Consider the following 14,336-nt stretch of genomic DNA (forward strand, 5'->3'; position numbering starts at 1 on the left):
TCAAATCTCTATATTTTGCATCAGCTTTTCCCGCATTCGTCGTGCATGCATTGACCGTTCCAGATCAATCGTCATTTGCTCACGAAACAGGCGTTTGGGATCCTTTTTATATTCAGCAGATTCGTATAAAAGCTGTTCCCATTGGTCATAAATTTTTTGTGGATCGAATTGCTTTGAATCCTCTAATGCTTGTGATCCTAAACGGCAACGAATGTCAGCGGAAGACATGAGCTTGTGCAGTTCATTTTCCAAACCAGAAATCCTGTCTTCAGTTGAAGCCAACAGGCCATTTTGATCGTGCCTGATCAGCTCGTTTGTCCCGCTACAGTCGGCAAATCCAATGCTGGGCAAGCCTACTGACATGGCTTCCAGGACAACCGTCGGGCATCCTTCGCTCAAGGATGCAATGACATGTATGTGCGAGGATGCGTAATGAGCATAAACATCGTCAGTTGGACCTTCGATCCACACCCTGTTGAGCAAGCCATTTTCTTCGATGAAGTGGAGAACGTCACGGTTATGTGGCTTTTTGTCGTCCAGTGATTTCCCAATGATTTTGAGATCCCAATCCGGGAAATCGCCACAGAGACGAAAAAAGGCTTGGACCAATGTTATAAGGTTTTTATTTGGTTTAAAACCGTTGACATTGAGAATTATCTTACGCTGTTCCGATGTGCCGACAGGGGACGCCAATATGTTTTGCTGAAAGGCTGGATTGGGGAAAGCGTAGACGTTAGGCTGGATATATTCGGGAAAGGAGTGAGTATATCCAGGCATGGTTAAGCGAATTCGTGTAGCACCGGAAGCAATGACTTCTCGCTCCCACATAGATTGTGATTTCCCAAATATACTACACCAGTTGTTTGTACATAAGCGAACTGGATTGGTACATTCTTGCATACCAAATGGGATTTTTGTTCCATGGACTAGGGAGTAGAAGGTTATTAACTTTCTGTTAAAATAGAAAACAAAAAAAATATCTGGATCGATATGATTTATTTGATCCTTCAAAATTTTTAAATCATTATAGGGTAAGAGTACGACATTATTCTTGGGGGTATAAGCTATTTTTCCCTTGTTCTGGTAAGCGATGTAGGCAAGATGGCCGCGTCTGGTCATTTCGTCAGCTAGTTCCATGGCTACACGTTCAGCGCCACCCTTGCCCGCAGCAAGCATCTCAGCAAGAATAATAATTTTTAGTTTATATTTGTTATCTTGTATAGTATCATGTGCTGAATCATAAGTTTTTATATGTTTATCAGCAAAATCAATATCATTATTGGCATATATAGGGTTGTCATGTTGTTCTGGCATATTGTTTTTGCTGTGCATTATATTATTAATAAAAGGAATAATATTGTTTTTAAATATGATATCGTAGTCAAATGCATGAACAAGGTCAATGTTGTTTGATACTGTTTTGTTATCGATATTATAGTTTAGAAATGAATTTAATTCTTCTGATAATGATGCAGGATTGTCTCCACATATGTTAAAATGAAAACCTTGAGATAATAATTTTAGATGCGCATCAGTACAAGTGGCAATAACTGGAAGGCCAGCAGCGATATATTCTATCAACTTCAATGATGGAGAATTATTGTATAAATCTACTGGTACCCAGGCTATGCCTACGTCATAAGAAGGAAGTATCGAGTACAGTTCAGTTTGACTCATTAATCCTTTCAGTTTGATAATATTTTGTATATTGTTTTTATGAATGTATTCCTCTAGTAATTTGAATAATGGACCTGAGCCATAGATATCAAGTTTTGGCAAATCGTTATTCTTGTTGGAAAAATCACAAAAACCCTGGATCAATGTAATAATTTTTCTTTTTTCATGTAATGTGCCAATAAAAACAAATTTCAAATTAGGGATGTCTCGCTTTTTATCAGTTTTAGGCTTGAATAAGCGAGTATCTATGCCTAAAGGGTATTCCTTAGGAATTATGGTACAATTTGGAATCCATGTTTGAACACTTTCTGCGGAAAGTGTTGCTATGCCATCCAATTTTAAATGAACGGCACTACATTTTTCTTGGATTTCCTTTCTAATAGTTCCATGTGCAAGCAAGGGCGTCTTTATATCTAAAATACACTTTGCTGAAGAGTTGTGGATCTTCAATTTTTCAAAAAAATAAGGCCACTTGGGAAAGTTAAAAAGATAAAAAAGGTCAGGCTTGAAAGCATGTAGAATTGAGATAACATGTTTTGGTAAAATGTCATCTTTATTAAACTGTTGCAAAGGTATGAAAGGGATGGATTTGTTTTTATAGATGCAGTCTTTTGTTTTAGGAGGAGAGAGAACCAAGATGTTATGATGTTTATTGAAAATTTCAATAAATTTGTAAGTACCCGGCGTCCCTCGCAAGCCAAAAGGATATCCGCAAATAAAAGCAATTTTCATTTTTACATCGCAGATTTGCTGGCATTATTTAATTCTATAAAAAATAATCCCGTGTATCATGGTAGGTTACAAAATATTTACTTTTGATAACCTGCGGATTAATTTTCCATGTGTGTGATTGCTGATCATTGCGACGCTCGGCAACCAGATTTAAATGATCCATTAGCGCAATAACATAATCTTTTTTCTCGCGAATCCTATATAAAAAGCACGTGTCCGCCGCTCCAAAGCTGCAGTCATCAAAGAAAAAATCACTGAATACTTTTCTTCTGCCTGCAAAAGAGTTTCCGCCGATCCATAGTTTTTTCGTTAACAATTCAGGATGGATTACGCGCAAGGTGATTGTATCGCCTCGCATGTATATTTCATCCTCACCTTCGAAATATATTGGAGCAGGTGGCTTTCCGAATATATCAGCGTCAATGCATCTGGCCTGCAATATCATATCGAGTATGTAATTCGTCCCATATTGGTCGTCGTCATCCACTCGAAAGAAATATTCCCCTTCCGCAAGGGCACGGCCTTGGTTCAAGCAAGCGCCGGCGAACATCTCGCCTGGAACGTTGGAGATCTTGATATCATCTCTTGTTTTATCCAGACATAGATCAGTATGTTTCGGCAGTTCGTCGCCATTGAACACCAGGACAAGTTCCTTGTTCGGATAAGTCTGTTGCTTGAAGGTTTGTAGACATCGGGGCAAATGTTCTCGGCGAAAAGTGGGGGTGATCAGGCTGGCCTTGGGATACTCTACCCAGTCGTGCTCGATACCGATGGTTTTGCATATCTTCCTAATGCGATGGGCAAAGGTGTGTTCCTGGAATGCCTTGCGCCAGCCAAGATGGCCCAAACGTTCCCGGTAGAGATCATCTTCCCGAAAACGGACAAACTCCACCAGGAATTTCATTTGATCAGGGCATTCAATGACCACGTCTTTGCGGACATCATCCTCAGATAGACTTCCGCGATGAACCACAGGCAAGCGGCAGGCGGCAGCCTCCAGGGTCTTCCACTGCTGAGTGATCCTGGTGGAGAGGGTCTTGTCCAGGGTGATATAGGCCTTGGCATACCTAAGGGCCTGGATACGGCTCTGCTCTGTGACGCAACCCAGAATGCAGTCTTTGAACTCCGGCAGGGCATCCATGCGCCTGCGAAAAATCTGGTACCTGGACTCAATGATGTTCAGACCATAAGGCTTTACTTCCTGCAGGAAGTTTAATTCGTCAGCCATCCGGTCCAGGTCTGCCCAGCCATCATAGAGCATGTCCAGGTTGAAGACGTTGTAGTCTTCATAATGCCGGAACGGATTGTAAATTGCTGGCTGGACGCAGGGTAAGAGATCCTCGGCCTTTAAATCTTCGGCGCGCAGCAACTCGGTTTCCTTTGGATCGGCGCAAAAAACATGATTAAAGTGCCGGGCGAAGTCCTTATAGTGCTCGTGATATTCATGGCCCTTTGTGATCCAGAAAACCGTAGGAATGGACAGTTTGCGGGCCAGGGAAACCATCTCCAGCAGTTCGTTCCGGCTAGGTGCGTTGGGGCATTGGCCCATGTGCCAGTTGCCGGTGGCCGTGTTCCAGATGGACTCCATGAGAAGAAAATCAGGCTTGCCGTACTTGAGAACGTGTTTCCAGTTGGCCGGAGTCAAGAGCATGACTTGCCCCTCGAAGCGAAGACCATGATACAGCCTGTCCTCCACCACGCAGGCTATGCGCAGACTGGAATTCAGGGTCTTCTTTAGCGGGATACAGAGGGGAACAGGCGGTGACCAGTAACCAAGGAGTTCCAGAACCTTGTTGGAGTCGGGACGGATGGGCATTGAAGGTGACTCGGCATGTTTATTAGCCTTTGATTTCCGATGTGTTGTTTTAGCCAATAGTCTTTCCGGGTAAGCCATTCTAGATCTCCATGCAAAAAGTATTGGGAGCACACATTTGAAGATCTAACGCATCAACATTATAAAGGCGGATTTCTGATTTTCTTCCAATTTCTGACTTTTTCTGGGACATGATATGAGGTAAATATAATAGTTACCAAGAGGCGATTCACTTCTTCCTGCTCTGCCTAGTGGAAATTCTTTGTCGCTGGAGCTCCCGCTCACCACTTGACCCCCCGGAAGATCACATCCTTTCGGATATTGTCCTTATATTTTCCCACAACGCGAAACATGCCCTCCATAACCTCCTCGGTCAGGAAGTGGGGCGTCACACCGATGTCCTGCAGACCCTGATAGGCGGGGTTGTAGTAATGCTCCTCGGCTTCCTTGCGCGGGTTGTCGATGCTCTTGATATGGACCTCGTGGCCGTGTTTTCGGCCGACCGTGCGGGTCAGTTCCGCCAGCTCCAGCACGCTGAAGGTTTCCATGATCTGGTTGAAGATGCGAAGTTCACCGGGCCTTGCCGGGGTTTGCGCGGACTTGTCCACGCATTGCAGGGTGTCCTTGATGTTCAGGTAGCCCCGGGTCTGGCCGCCCTTGCCGTAGACCGTAAGCGGATAACCGACGATTGCCTGGGTGATGAATCGGTTGACCACGGTGCCGAAGATTTCGTCGTAGTTGAAAATGGTCTTCAGCCGGTCATCGATCACTGATTCGTCGGTTTCGATGCCGTAGACCGGGCCTTGCATCAGGTCGGTGATGCGCAGATTCCACATGCGCACCCCGAACCACATCAAGTCCGTGTCCATGATCTTGGTGGTGTGGTACAAAGAGCCGGCTTGGCGGGGGAAGAGAAACTTATCCTTGCGGCCCTTGTGCTCGATCTCAAGCCAGCCTTCCTCGATGTCGATATTCGGCGTACCGTATTCGCCCATGGTCCCGATATGCACCACGTGTGCCTCCGGGGCTAGGTCGCGCAGGGCGAACACCAGGTTGTTGGTCACCAGGAGATTGTTGCTCAGGGTGATGTTGGCGTACTTGTAGTTGAGCAGGGAATACGGGGCGGACGGCTGCTCCGCGTAGTGCATCACCGTGTCCGGAATGCCGGTGAATTCCGGATTGACGGCCCACTGATAGACGACCCTGCCGTTAAACAACGAGCGCATGATCTCCGGATCGGTCAAATCGCCGATGACCACCTTGATTTCATGACCGGTCAGCTCGTGCCAGATTTTGGCCCGCTCCTGTAGCGTGGGCAGGGGGTAGAGCATGCCCACGTCCAACTCGGTGCAGGCATTGCGCCGAAAATAATTGTCCACCACGGTTACGTCATGGCCGCGATGGGAGAAATACATGGCCGTGGGCCAGCCCAGATAGCCGTCTCCGCCGAGAATCAGGATGCGCATGTCGAACCTCCCTGTTCATCCCCGGGCCAGAACCGTTCCGCCGGGTGGCTGGCTTCGGCGGTTTCCGCGAGCAATTGATTATCCGTTAAAAAAGCATGCAGATCTTCTTGGTTGAGAGTCTGCTCATTGGCTGAGTTGTAGGGATTGTCCACCGTGGTGGTGATGGTTTCGGGATACTCGTAGCAAATGTCGCGATACATGCAGCGAAAGGCCGGCAGAACGGCGAAATAGCGTGGCAGCTCGACGGTTCGTCGTGTCTCCTCGTCGCTCATCAATTCTTCGTACAATTTTTCCCCGGGCTTGGTCCCGATGTTTTCAATCCGGATGTCCTTTGCCTGGTGTCCGAACCGGGGCGCGAGTTCGCGGATCATCACCTCGGCCAGGTCCTGGATGCGGATCACCGGCATCTTGGTCACGAAGACCTCCCCGCCCCGGACCAGTTCCACGGAATCAATGACCAGTCGGGTAGCCTCCTTGATGCTCATGATGAATCGGGTCATCTGGGGATCGGTCAGGGTCACCGGCCCGCCCTGTCTGATTTGCTCGCGAAAAATCGGAATGACCGAGCCGCGAGAGCCGAGCACGTTGCCGAACCGGGTGGAAGCGAAAACCGGACCCTTGCCGCGCAGGGTGCTGTTGGCCGCGGTCATCAGCCGCTCCCCCATCAGCTTGGACGTGCCCATGACATTGGTTGGGTTCACAGCCTTGTCCGAACTGGTGAAGATCACTCGTTGCACCCCTGCCTCGCAGGCCGCGTCAATGATGTTGCGCACCCCGAGGATGTTGGTCTGCACCGCCTCGAATGGGGAACGCTCGCAGAGGATGACGTGCTTAAACGCCGCGGCATGGAAGACGATCTGCACGCCCTTGAATTTACGCGCCAGCTTGTCCCGGTCGCGCACGTCGGCCAGGAAAAAATGGGCGTTGGAATAGGCCTTGTGGCGCTGTTCGCTGAAAAACAGCTCGGACTCGTTGTTGTCCAGGCCGATCAGCTCGCCCACGGCATACCGTTCCAGAAGCTGCTGGACCAACTCCGCGCCCACGGTACCACAGCAGCCGGTCACGAGCACGGTCTTGTCCGCCAGATAGGCCGCGTTATGAGTCAAGGCAAAACCTCCATTTTAGCATGATTGACATTGGCGAATAGTAATCCGCGGCGCAAAGTGCGCTCACTTACTTGAAACAAATCGACTGCTTGCTACATTCGGCAGGAAGATACACTTTCGCGATCTTATTTCCTGTAAAGAAAAATGGCCAGCGCGTCCATCACGGCATGACGCATCCGCGCCAAGGCGGATCGACTCTCATAATGCTTTAATGGTCCCGGTCTGTCGTCATACCAGCGAGTGTACTGCGCCCTGAGGTCGGCGTGACTGCCCATGATCTTCCTCAAATATTGCCGAGCAATAGCATGTCGCTTTTTTTTTGCGATACGGCCATCCCAGTTGACGTGGTCATGGTGGATGATCATTCCCGGCCAGTAGTAAATATCTCTGTCCGAAAACCGCTTGAAAAGTCGCCAAGAAAATTCCACTCCTTCCAACCCGAACATCAGGGGGTGCATGCCCCCCACGGCCATGTAGGCGTTCTTGGAAACAGCCATGTTGCCCTCGGTCAACAACGGCGCGGGCAAGGGATAATCTCCAAGATCGTAATGACGGGGTGCGGAGGCGTTCCCTCCGGGTGATTTGGCTTTGACCCGTCCGCGAATGGCTGAGAAATGAAATGTGTCGAACGCCAGGAGAATGGAATCAATATACCGGGGGGCAACGACACAATCATCATCGACAAAGACGAGAATTTCCCCTGTCGCGAAATGTGCTCCAATGTTGCGGCCTTCTGATGGTGCAAAATTGATGGGGGATTGGAAATGCAATAAAGGACGGTTTTTCAGTTCCGCATGGATGGACTCGTTACCCCCGTTGTCGATCAGGATGATTTCCGCGGGAACACCTTTTGGAAAGCGAAGCGAATCCAAGCAGTTGATCAATTCCTGGCCTTGGGCATAGGAGACAATGATCACGGAGAGACGGTATTTGCCATGGGGACGACGGTCCTCATGCCTCATTTTGCCATAGTCTACAAGGGACTTATAGCGGACGATTTCCCTTTCGGCCTGGGAGAAAGAACCAGCTTCATAGAGCCGCCTAGCCCGTTGGTATGCGTCGATTATCTCCGTCATGCTCACGGCGTTGTCATTCAAGATATTGTTTCCAACTCAAAGCGGTGTTCTTCTCGCGCAGTTTGGCGGGCAACTCGTGAAAAACCGCTGGGTTACCTTTGGCCAAGGTCATGGGAGGCACGTCCCGAGTCACGACCGACCCTGCGGCAATGAAGGCCCCTTGCCCGATTTGTACGCCTGGCAGAATCACACTGCCCGCGCCAACAGAGACATTATCCTCCAGGGTTGCTCCCGCCGGGCGATAGGAATCGCGCATCTTCAAGGGATATTTGTCGTTCGTTATAATTACGCCAGGCCCGATAAATACCCGTGAACCAATGATTGTTTGCGGAGAGATGTAGCAGCGGGCAGCGATTTTCACAAAATTGCCAATACCCACCTGACCGTCAATCACTGAATGCGAACCAATCCAGACGTGATCCCCAAACTGGCAGTGTTCTCTGATGAGAACGTAATGACCGGTTTGAAAAAAATCGCCGATCTGGACATCAGCGTAGATGATCGTGCCCATCCGGAGTAGGTGTTCTCTTCCCAAAACCGGCGGCGTGCATCCTTCGCGGTATGCGTATCCTAGGGTCACGTCGCTGTAATTAGAAATTGACATGTTGTTTTGTAACCGTTCCCGCATTGCGGCAATGCGGTGCGTATTCCGCGCATCTGCCGGAAGGAAGCGGAAGGAAAGGGACGAAAGATGTAAAAAACGAACGCCCCTGTCAATCTTTGAGCTTATACATCAAACAACCCTTGGTGTAAATTGACAGAGGATGACAGCCAAGCGGCATTAATGAACAAGGAAGTAGTTCGTACGGAATACAGAAGCGTTAAAAGGTCATGGCTGATCTGCCGTATTTCGGCACCCATAGCAGTCCGTTGAAAAACTCCCAATTGCTGCGTCGCCGCAAAAAGTTCAAACTCTCGCGTATGAATAAATACGCTTCGACCTTGATTCGATTGCCGGGACGGCAATCGAAAATGTGGCGCAGCCGCAGCCCGCAGGGGCCGGAAACAGGACGTGTCCGGATAGCTTTTCTTGCTCCTTGCACTTGGGGTTTTTGAACGGACTGCCGGATAAGAATTTTTCAACACTCAGATTAGGTAGTTACTTCTGCATTTTACGAATTGGATAAGGTGCCCGTAATCACGGACCGCCCGAGACTTGTCGCTTTGGTGGCCAGTGGGGTTGATCTCGCACCACCCTGTTCAGCAATTGGTTCACGTCGATTTTTTCCGCGAGAAGTCGGCGGCGGCGTTCCTGCCACAAGTTCCGGTCATACGCGGCAAGAATGTCCACGGCCTTGGCAATGGCCTGTTCCTGTCTCTTGGGCGTGAAATTGAACACCAAGCCGTAGTCCCGCTCCTGTTCGTCCGTATAGCCTCGCCCCACGGGGTCGATGTAGATGCCGGGCACGCCCAGCACCGCGCCTTCCGAGGCCATGGTCGCGCTTTCGCCGAAGATGAGGGAGGCGTGGGCCATCAGGTGGTGCATCCGGCTTGCGGGCAACCGGCAGCGATGGGCTTCCAGTTCCTGGGGCAGCGTTCCCTCGGCGGCCACGATAACGGGTCCGTACCGGGACAATTCCGTGACGGCGCGGATCTTGTTCCGCGTCGTCATACCCCGCAATCCTCTGTCATGGGCAGCTTCCCAGGCTACAAAGCGCACAATGCTGAAAGTCTGGCTTTGTTCCAGGCCCGCCTCCTCAAGTACCGAAGGGTCGGGTTTGAAGACGTTCGGATGCAGGTAGGACAGTTCATGGTACCCGTTGTAACGCTCATGTCGCCAGCGGATGGGTTTGCGGTAGCAGTCGGGTACATATACGCACGTGGCGAAAGGATAGGCCAGCAGGTTGGAGATGGTGGCGTGTTCGGTGTCGTAGAATACGTAGGTGGGGGTCCTGGTCAGGAAACCAGGTATGCCGACGAAGGTTCCGGCAATGGCCATCATGGCGTGGGGCTTGAACGAGCGGATAATGCGCATGAGCCGGGCCTGATGCTGGACAACCTCCAGAGCCATGAACGCCAGCCCACCGCGGGCCGTGCTCAGGACCTTGACGTCCAGGCCGTATTCTTCAGCCAGGGTCATGAGAATGTCTTTATTGCGGCCTGTCAGGAGAACCGCATGCCCTTCGTCGATAAGCCGTGCTGCAAGATTTCGGAAAAAATGCAGGTGGGCGGGATGTTGCAAGTCGATCAGGTAGCGCATGAAGGACCAGCAGATACCGAATTAGTCCCTGGAAGGCAATTTTTTGTCGATGCGCTCCAGTAATCGCCTGTTAACGCTCATCAGGTCGGCCACGAGCGCCAGGGTGATGGTCTGAAAGCCCATGATGATCAGGATGGAGGCCAGAATCAAGGACTGGATCATGCCCACGCCCTTGCCGACCACGAAGAAGAAGTAGGCGAAACGCAATCCCAGCAGCATCCCCAGAATCATCAGGAAGGAGCCGATGATGAAAAAGAACCGGAAAGGCCGGTAGGTCACGAAAATGCGGATGATGGTTATCAGTGAGCGGAAAATGTATTGGGGGATGCTGCGCATCAGGCGCGACGGCCGCAGGTCCGGATTGGTCCGTACGGGGACCCATGCCAGGGGGATGCCTTTTTGGCCTGCCTGGATGATCATTTCCAGGGTATAGGTGTAGTTGCTGAAGATGTTCAGTTCCTTGGCCGCATGGGCGGAAACGGCTCGAAAGCCGCTGGGCGCGTCGGGCACGGTGGTGCCGCTGGCCAGCCGCACCACCCAGGAGCCGAGATTTTGCAGGATTTTCTTGGACCAGGAAAAATGTTCAATGGAGTCGATGGGGCGAGCGCCGATGACGATTTCGGCCTTGCCTTCCAGTATCGGCTTGACGAGTTTTTGAATATCGTCGGCGTGGTACTGGTTGTCCGCGTCCGTGTTTACGATCACGTCCGCCCCGCGTGCAAGACAAGCCCTGATGCCGGCCATGAACGCCTTGGCCAAGCCGCGATTGTTGGGGAGCCGGACAATGTGATCAACGCCGAGCGAGCGTGCCACTTCGATGGTTTTATCCGTGGAGCCGTCGTCGATGATCAGCCATTCCACGGTGTCGAAACCTGGTACTTGCCTGGGCAATTCGGCCAGGGTCACGGGCAGGGAGGCTTCCTCGTTGAAACAGGGGATTTGGATGATGAGCTTCATTGGACGTTCGTGCCGCCAATTCGTGGCTGAGTGTTGAAAAAAATCTTATCTTGGCTGTTCGCTGAAATTCCTGGTGGTCGGCGGAGCGGCCGTTCACGACTTCCCAACAAGCTTTTTTGGGAAAACCGGGTTGCTTTTCCCTATTGCGCTAAGGCCGCCATGTAAAGAGACGAAGCCGGACCTCTTGTTCCTGGAGGTGGAAACCACGAGCACTCGGGTGTTGCACGACGTCGTGAAAGAATAATCTTTCTCCGGACCAGTCGAATTGTATCCGGGCCTGGGGTGCCGGGAAAATGGCCATGGCGCTTTCGGTCGACGTCAAAAAACGAATACGCCAGCCTTGTTCAGAGGCCCGTTGCAGGGCGGGTTCAATGAGTGCCATCCGTTCTCCGGTCTTGTCCGCCCACAGGCCGCGGCCGTCGACAACGTTTTTCCCGGCGAGCAGGGCAAGTGGGGTGCCCCACCAGGGGTGGTCCGCAACGATCAAGTCTCGTGGTTCAATCTGTTTCGCGGCCTCGGAAATGGCTGCCTCCACACCGTTGAATTGTCTGGCGTTCCAGGCATGCCAGCTCGTTTTTGCCGGTACGGCGAGCAGGAGGAGAAAAAGCGAAAGCGAAAGAATTCTTGATGCGTGAACGGGCCAGGAAAGTCGCCAGAGCTTGGCCAAAAGGTATCCCGCGCAGATGGCGATCAGCGGCACCAGATAGGGGAGGTAGCGACGGGTGGCCCAGGGGTAAAGGTCGACGATATGTTTATCGAGAAGCAGCAACCAGCTGACGATGGCCAGGAAAACGATCATCGCGTAAAGCCGCGGCGCCAAACGGGGCCGAAGGAAGAGGATTGCCAGCAGGCCCGCGCCCGCCGCGAGCATGGGGAGCAGGCCGCAATAAGGAACGAGGCGGGCGAGGTTGTCCATGTTTTGGGCCTTGACGAAATATTCCCGCAGCAGCCAGGAAGCGGCGAGGGTCAAAAGAAACAGTGTCGCGGAAATGTCAATGACCCTGGAGGGCATGTCTCGCAACCACTGGCGAAGCTGCTTGATGGAGCCGATGGCGTCGACCACGAAACATCCCATAAAAGCGGCGCCCGTGGTGTAGAGCATGGTCGGCAAGGCCGATGCCGACCATCCGCTCAAGGATACAGGTGCGACTTTGAAGTTGATGAACGCCGATAGCATGCAGGCACCCATGAGGGCGAGTCGCCGGGTGACGAGCGGGGTTCGTGGACTCTCGAGTACCTCGGCCGCGGCGAGGCAGAAGAGAAGTATCGCGGCAAAGGGCAGAAAGCTGAATCTGTTCAACACCGCGACCGCGAGAAGGAGACCGGCGAGAAGGGTGCCGCGCACTGTGGGGGGGTGACTGACCAGCACGAAAAGAAGGGCGAAAAGGAGAAAAAGGTGGATGATTTCAGCTGTGGGGAAATTCGTGTGAAACAGCAGGATTGGCTGGGCCGCCAGGAGAACGGTTGAAAATAAGGCTGGTGCGCCTCCGAAGGCTTTGCAGACGAATGCCAAGAAGCAGAGTAGGGCGAACATCCCCATGATCAGGTTCGCCCGGTAGAGGGATTCCATGCCGCCGACACGTTGAACGGCGGCAAAAATTGAGGGGGTCACGCGAAAGAATTCGAACCGAAGAGTTTGATCGGCTTTGTGGATCATCACTCCGGGAAAGCGTTCAACGCCCCTTCTGAATTTTCTGGTGAGCGCTTCCTGTTCTTCCTCGGTAAAAACGTCGTGAAAAAACGCATCCGAGGGATAGAAGGTTCCGGTCCGCTCCAAGGTTGCCGCCTTGTTCATGTAAACCCCGGGATCCCATCCGCCGACTATCCATTCGCTTCGATTCGGATGGGCCAGGATGAGCACGATTCCGACAAGCACGGCAAGAGTCAGCGGCAATGCTTGGGCAATAAGCGAAAAATGACGGCGGGGTTGCCTTGTCAGGCCGAGGCCAAGGCCCGTCAAAATCAGTGCCAGCCATGTAAGCGAAGCCGCGGGCCGTGAGAAAAAGCCGAATTCTCCGAGAATTACAGTAAAAATGCCGACTGAAACGATCCCGATGATCATCGCTCCCGTTCCCGCGTACAACCACTGTTTGACGTGACGACGATCGTGCAGAAGGGTGTCCGGCAGAGTCCAAATCCAGGCCAGACCTGGCAGAGAGAACGTCAGACAGAGCAAAAGGGCTTGCGGAAAAGGGGAGTGCATGGGTGATGGGCGATGGGTTAGGGGCTAAGGGCTATGGGCTATGGGCTATGGGCTATGGGCTATGGGCTATTGGCTATGGGCTATTGGCGATGGGCTATTGGCGATGGGCTATTGGCGATGGGCGATGGGGTTGAGGTGGCGTTTATGGGATGGTGACGAGGAAGTCGATGAGGTCTTGGTAGTTTTGTTTCATGCTTGTGATGAAGTTTGGGTCCGGGACCGGAAGCAGGTCCAGGAGGTTGAGGGGGAAAGATTGTAAGCGGAATTCCAGGGATTCCATGTCCCATGCGCATTTTTTTTGCGCGGCGGCAATGACTGTCGGCCAGTCCGTTTGCGTTGTCGTGAAGATCGAATACAGGTCAAAGACGTCCTTGGGTTCGTCACGCCCCATGATCGCGCAGATTTTGTTGGCGGCAATGTTGGGGATGCTGTCCAGGGCGATGCCCCGCGGTCCGGGCAGATTGGTTCCCAGACGGTAGACCCGGTCGTTGACCAGGTCGATTTTGAGTGCATGCTCAACGATCATTCGGACAAAGTCCCGTGTATCCACCTCGATATGAAATGCGATTCCCGCTTGCCGCAACCCGTTGATTAGCGCGCGAACATCTTCGCGATATAAATTGTTGTCGTTGGTGAACAGGTCCAGATCATCGGAAAAGCGGTGCTCGACGTGGAATCGATGGAGGCAGGTTCCGCCGGTCAGATAGAAACTGGTTTGGACACTGAAAAGAACATCAAGCACGCGGTCTTGAAGTCTGTAGAGTTCTGGATAATCTAGCGATTCCACTGCAACTCCGGAACCAAGTTGTGTTTGTCGGTGAGATTCGCGGCAACGAGTCGAACCCGCGGCTTGTTTCCGGATTGGGTCAGGTGGCGTTGCAGCAGTTCGTTCATGATCCGAGGAGCAAACAGTGTGCGCAAATGGCGGGAAGGATGGCTGCTGTTTTCAATGATTTTCGAGAAAAGAAAGCGTTCAAATCCAGGATCGCCGACGTCCAATCGGTGCAACAGGTCCTGGGCTGAAAGTTTGTAGTCGCCCCAGAAACATTCCCGGAGAACGGTTTCGGCGCTGGCGAGGCGGTGGTTGGAGGGGGAGGGCATGGGTT

General features: G+C 51.8%; 12 protein-coding genes. 1 reads left to right on the forward strand and 11 read right to left on the reverse strand.

Going from position 1 to position 14,336, the window contains the following annotated elements:
* The 6 genes from C6366_RS14035 to C6366_RS14060 all read right to left on the reverse strand — a co-directional run bounded on the left by C6366_RS14035 (position 1) and on the right by C6366_RS14060 (position 8,381).
* Positions 1-2,409 (reverse strand): glycosyltransferase, encoded by a 2,409-nt coding sequence (locus C6366_RS14035; protein WP_107738959.1) that lies wholly within the window; start codon positions 2,407-2,409, stop codon positions 1-3.
* Between the two features lie 34 nt (positions 2,410-2,443).
* Positions 2,444-4,303 (reverse strand): glycosyltransferase, encoded by a 1,860-nt coding sequence (locus C6366_RS14040; protein ID WP_107738962.1) that lies wholly within the window; start codon positions 4,301-4,303, stop codon positions 2,444-2,446.
* Positions 4,304-4,503: 200 nt separating this feature from the next.
* Complete coding sequence (locus C6366_RS14045) at positions 4,504-5,688, reverse strand: NAD-dependent epimerase/dehydratase family protein (RefSeq protein ID WP_107738963.1); 1,185 nt, start codon at positions 5,686-5,688, stop codon at positions 4,504-4,506.
* Positions 5,676-6,794 (reverse strand): polysaccharide biosynthesis protein, encoded by a 1,119-nt coding sequence (locus C6366_RS14050; protein ID WP_107738965.1) that lies wholly within the window; start codon positions 6,792-6,794, stop codon positions 5,676-5,678. Before C6366_RS14050 ends, C6366_RS14045 begins: the two co-directional genes overlap by 13 nt.
* A gap of 125 nt (positions 6,795-6,919) precedes the next feature.
* Complete coding sequence (locus C6366_RS14055) at positions 6,920-7,891, reverse strand: glycosyltransferase family 2 protein (protein WP_107738967.1); 972 nt, start codon at positions 7,889-7,891, stop codon at positions 6,920-6,922.
* On the reverse strand, positions 7,884-8,381 hold the full coding sequence (locus C6366_RS14060; RefSeq protein ID WP_199221519.1) for an acyltransferase: 498 nt from the start codon (positions 8,379-8,381) through the stop codon (positions 7,884-7,886). Before C6366_RS14060 ends, C6366_RS14055 begins: the two co-directional genes overlap by 8 nt.
* 320 nt (positions 8,382-8,701) lie before the next feature.
* On the opposite strand from C6366_RS14060, the gene C6366_RS19360 reads away from it, so the two are divergent.
* On the forward strand, positions 8,702-8,926 hold the full coding sequence (locus tag C6366_RS19360; RefSeq protein ID WP_146164867.1) for a hypothetical protein: 225 nt from the start codon (positions 8,702-8,704) through the stop codon (positions 8,924-8,926).
* Positions 8,927-9,008: 82 nt separating this feature from the next.
* On the opposite strand, the gene C6366_RS14065 is transcribed toward C6366_RS19360, so the two are convergent.
* The 5 genes from C6366_RS14065 to C6366_RS19665 form a co-directional block, all read right to left on the reverse strand.
* Positions 9,009-10,070 carry a DUF354 domain-containing protein gene (locus tag C6366_RS14065; RefSeq protein ID WP_107738970.1) on the reverse strand — a complete coding sequence of 354 codons (1,062 nt, stop codon included), beginning with the start codon at positions 10,068-10,070 and terminating at the stop codon, positions 9,009-9,011.
* 21 nt (positions 10,071-10,091) lie between these two features.
* The gene (locus C6366_RS14070) at positions 10,092-11,027 is read right to left on the reverse strand and encodes a glycosyltransferase family 2 protein (RefSeq protein WP_107738972.1); all 936 of its coding nucleotides are present in this window, start codon (positions 11,025-11,027) and stop codon (positions 10,092-10,094) included.
* Positions 11,028-11,175: 148 nt separating this feature from the next.
* On the reverse strand, positions 11,176-13,230 hold the full coding sequence (locus C6366_RS14075) for a hypothetical protein (RefSeq protein ID WP_146164868.1): 2,055 nt from the start codon (positions 13,228-13,230) through the stop codon (positions 11,176-11,178).
* Between the two features lie 142 nt (positions 13,231-13,372).
* On the reverse strand, positions 13,373-13,972 hold the full coding sequence (locus C6366_RS14080) for a nucleotidyl transferase AbiEii/AbiGii toxin family protein (protein ID WP_158269794.1): 600 nt from the start codon (positions 13,970-13,972) through the stop codon (positions 13,373-13,375).
* Positions 13,973-14,004: 32 nt separating this feature from the next.
* Positions 14,005-14,336 (reverse strand): hypothetical protein (locus C6366_RS19665; RefSeq protein ID WP_199221520.1); only part of this gene is annotated, 332 nt, incomplete at its 5' end.

This window comes from Desulfonatronum sp. SC1 (assembly GCF_003046795.1).
GTDB lineage: Bacteria > Desulfobacterota > Desulfovibrionia > Desulfovibrionales > Desulfonatronaceae > Desulfonatronum.

Coding starts and splice junctions, on each gene's coding strand:
- C6366_RS14035 (WP_107738959.1), bottom strand. CDS start 2,409: ATGAAAATTGCTTTTATTTGCGGATATCCTTTTGGCTTGCGAGGGACG.
- C6366_RS14040 (WP_107738962.1), bottom strand. CDS start 4,303: ATGGCTTACCCGGAAAGACTATTGGCTAAAACAACACATCGGAAATCA.
- C6366_RS14045 (WP_107738963.1), bottom strand. CDS start 5,688: ATGCGCATCCTGATTCTCGGCGGAGACGGCTATCTGGGCTGGCCCACG.
- C6366_RS14060 (WP_199221519.1), bottom strand. CDS start 8,381: ATGGGCACGATCATCTACGCTGATGTCCAGATCGGCGATTTTTTTCAA.
- C6366_RS19360 (WP_146164867.1), top strand. CDS start 8,702: ATGGCTGATCTGCCGTATTTCGGCACCCATAGCAGTCCGTTGAAAAAC.
- C6366_RS14065 (WP_107738970.1), bottom strand. CDS start 10,070: ATGCGCTACCTGATCGACTTGCAACATCCCGCCCACCTGCATTTTTTC.
- C6366_RS14070 (WP_107738972.1), bottom strand. CDS start 11,027: ATGAAGCTCATCATCCAAATCCCCTGTTTCAACGAGGAAGCCTCCCTG.
- C6366_RS14075 (WP_146164868.1), bottom strand. CDS start 13,230: ATGCACTCCCCTTTTCCGCAAGCCCTTTTGCTCTGTCTGACGTTCTCT.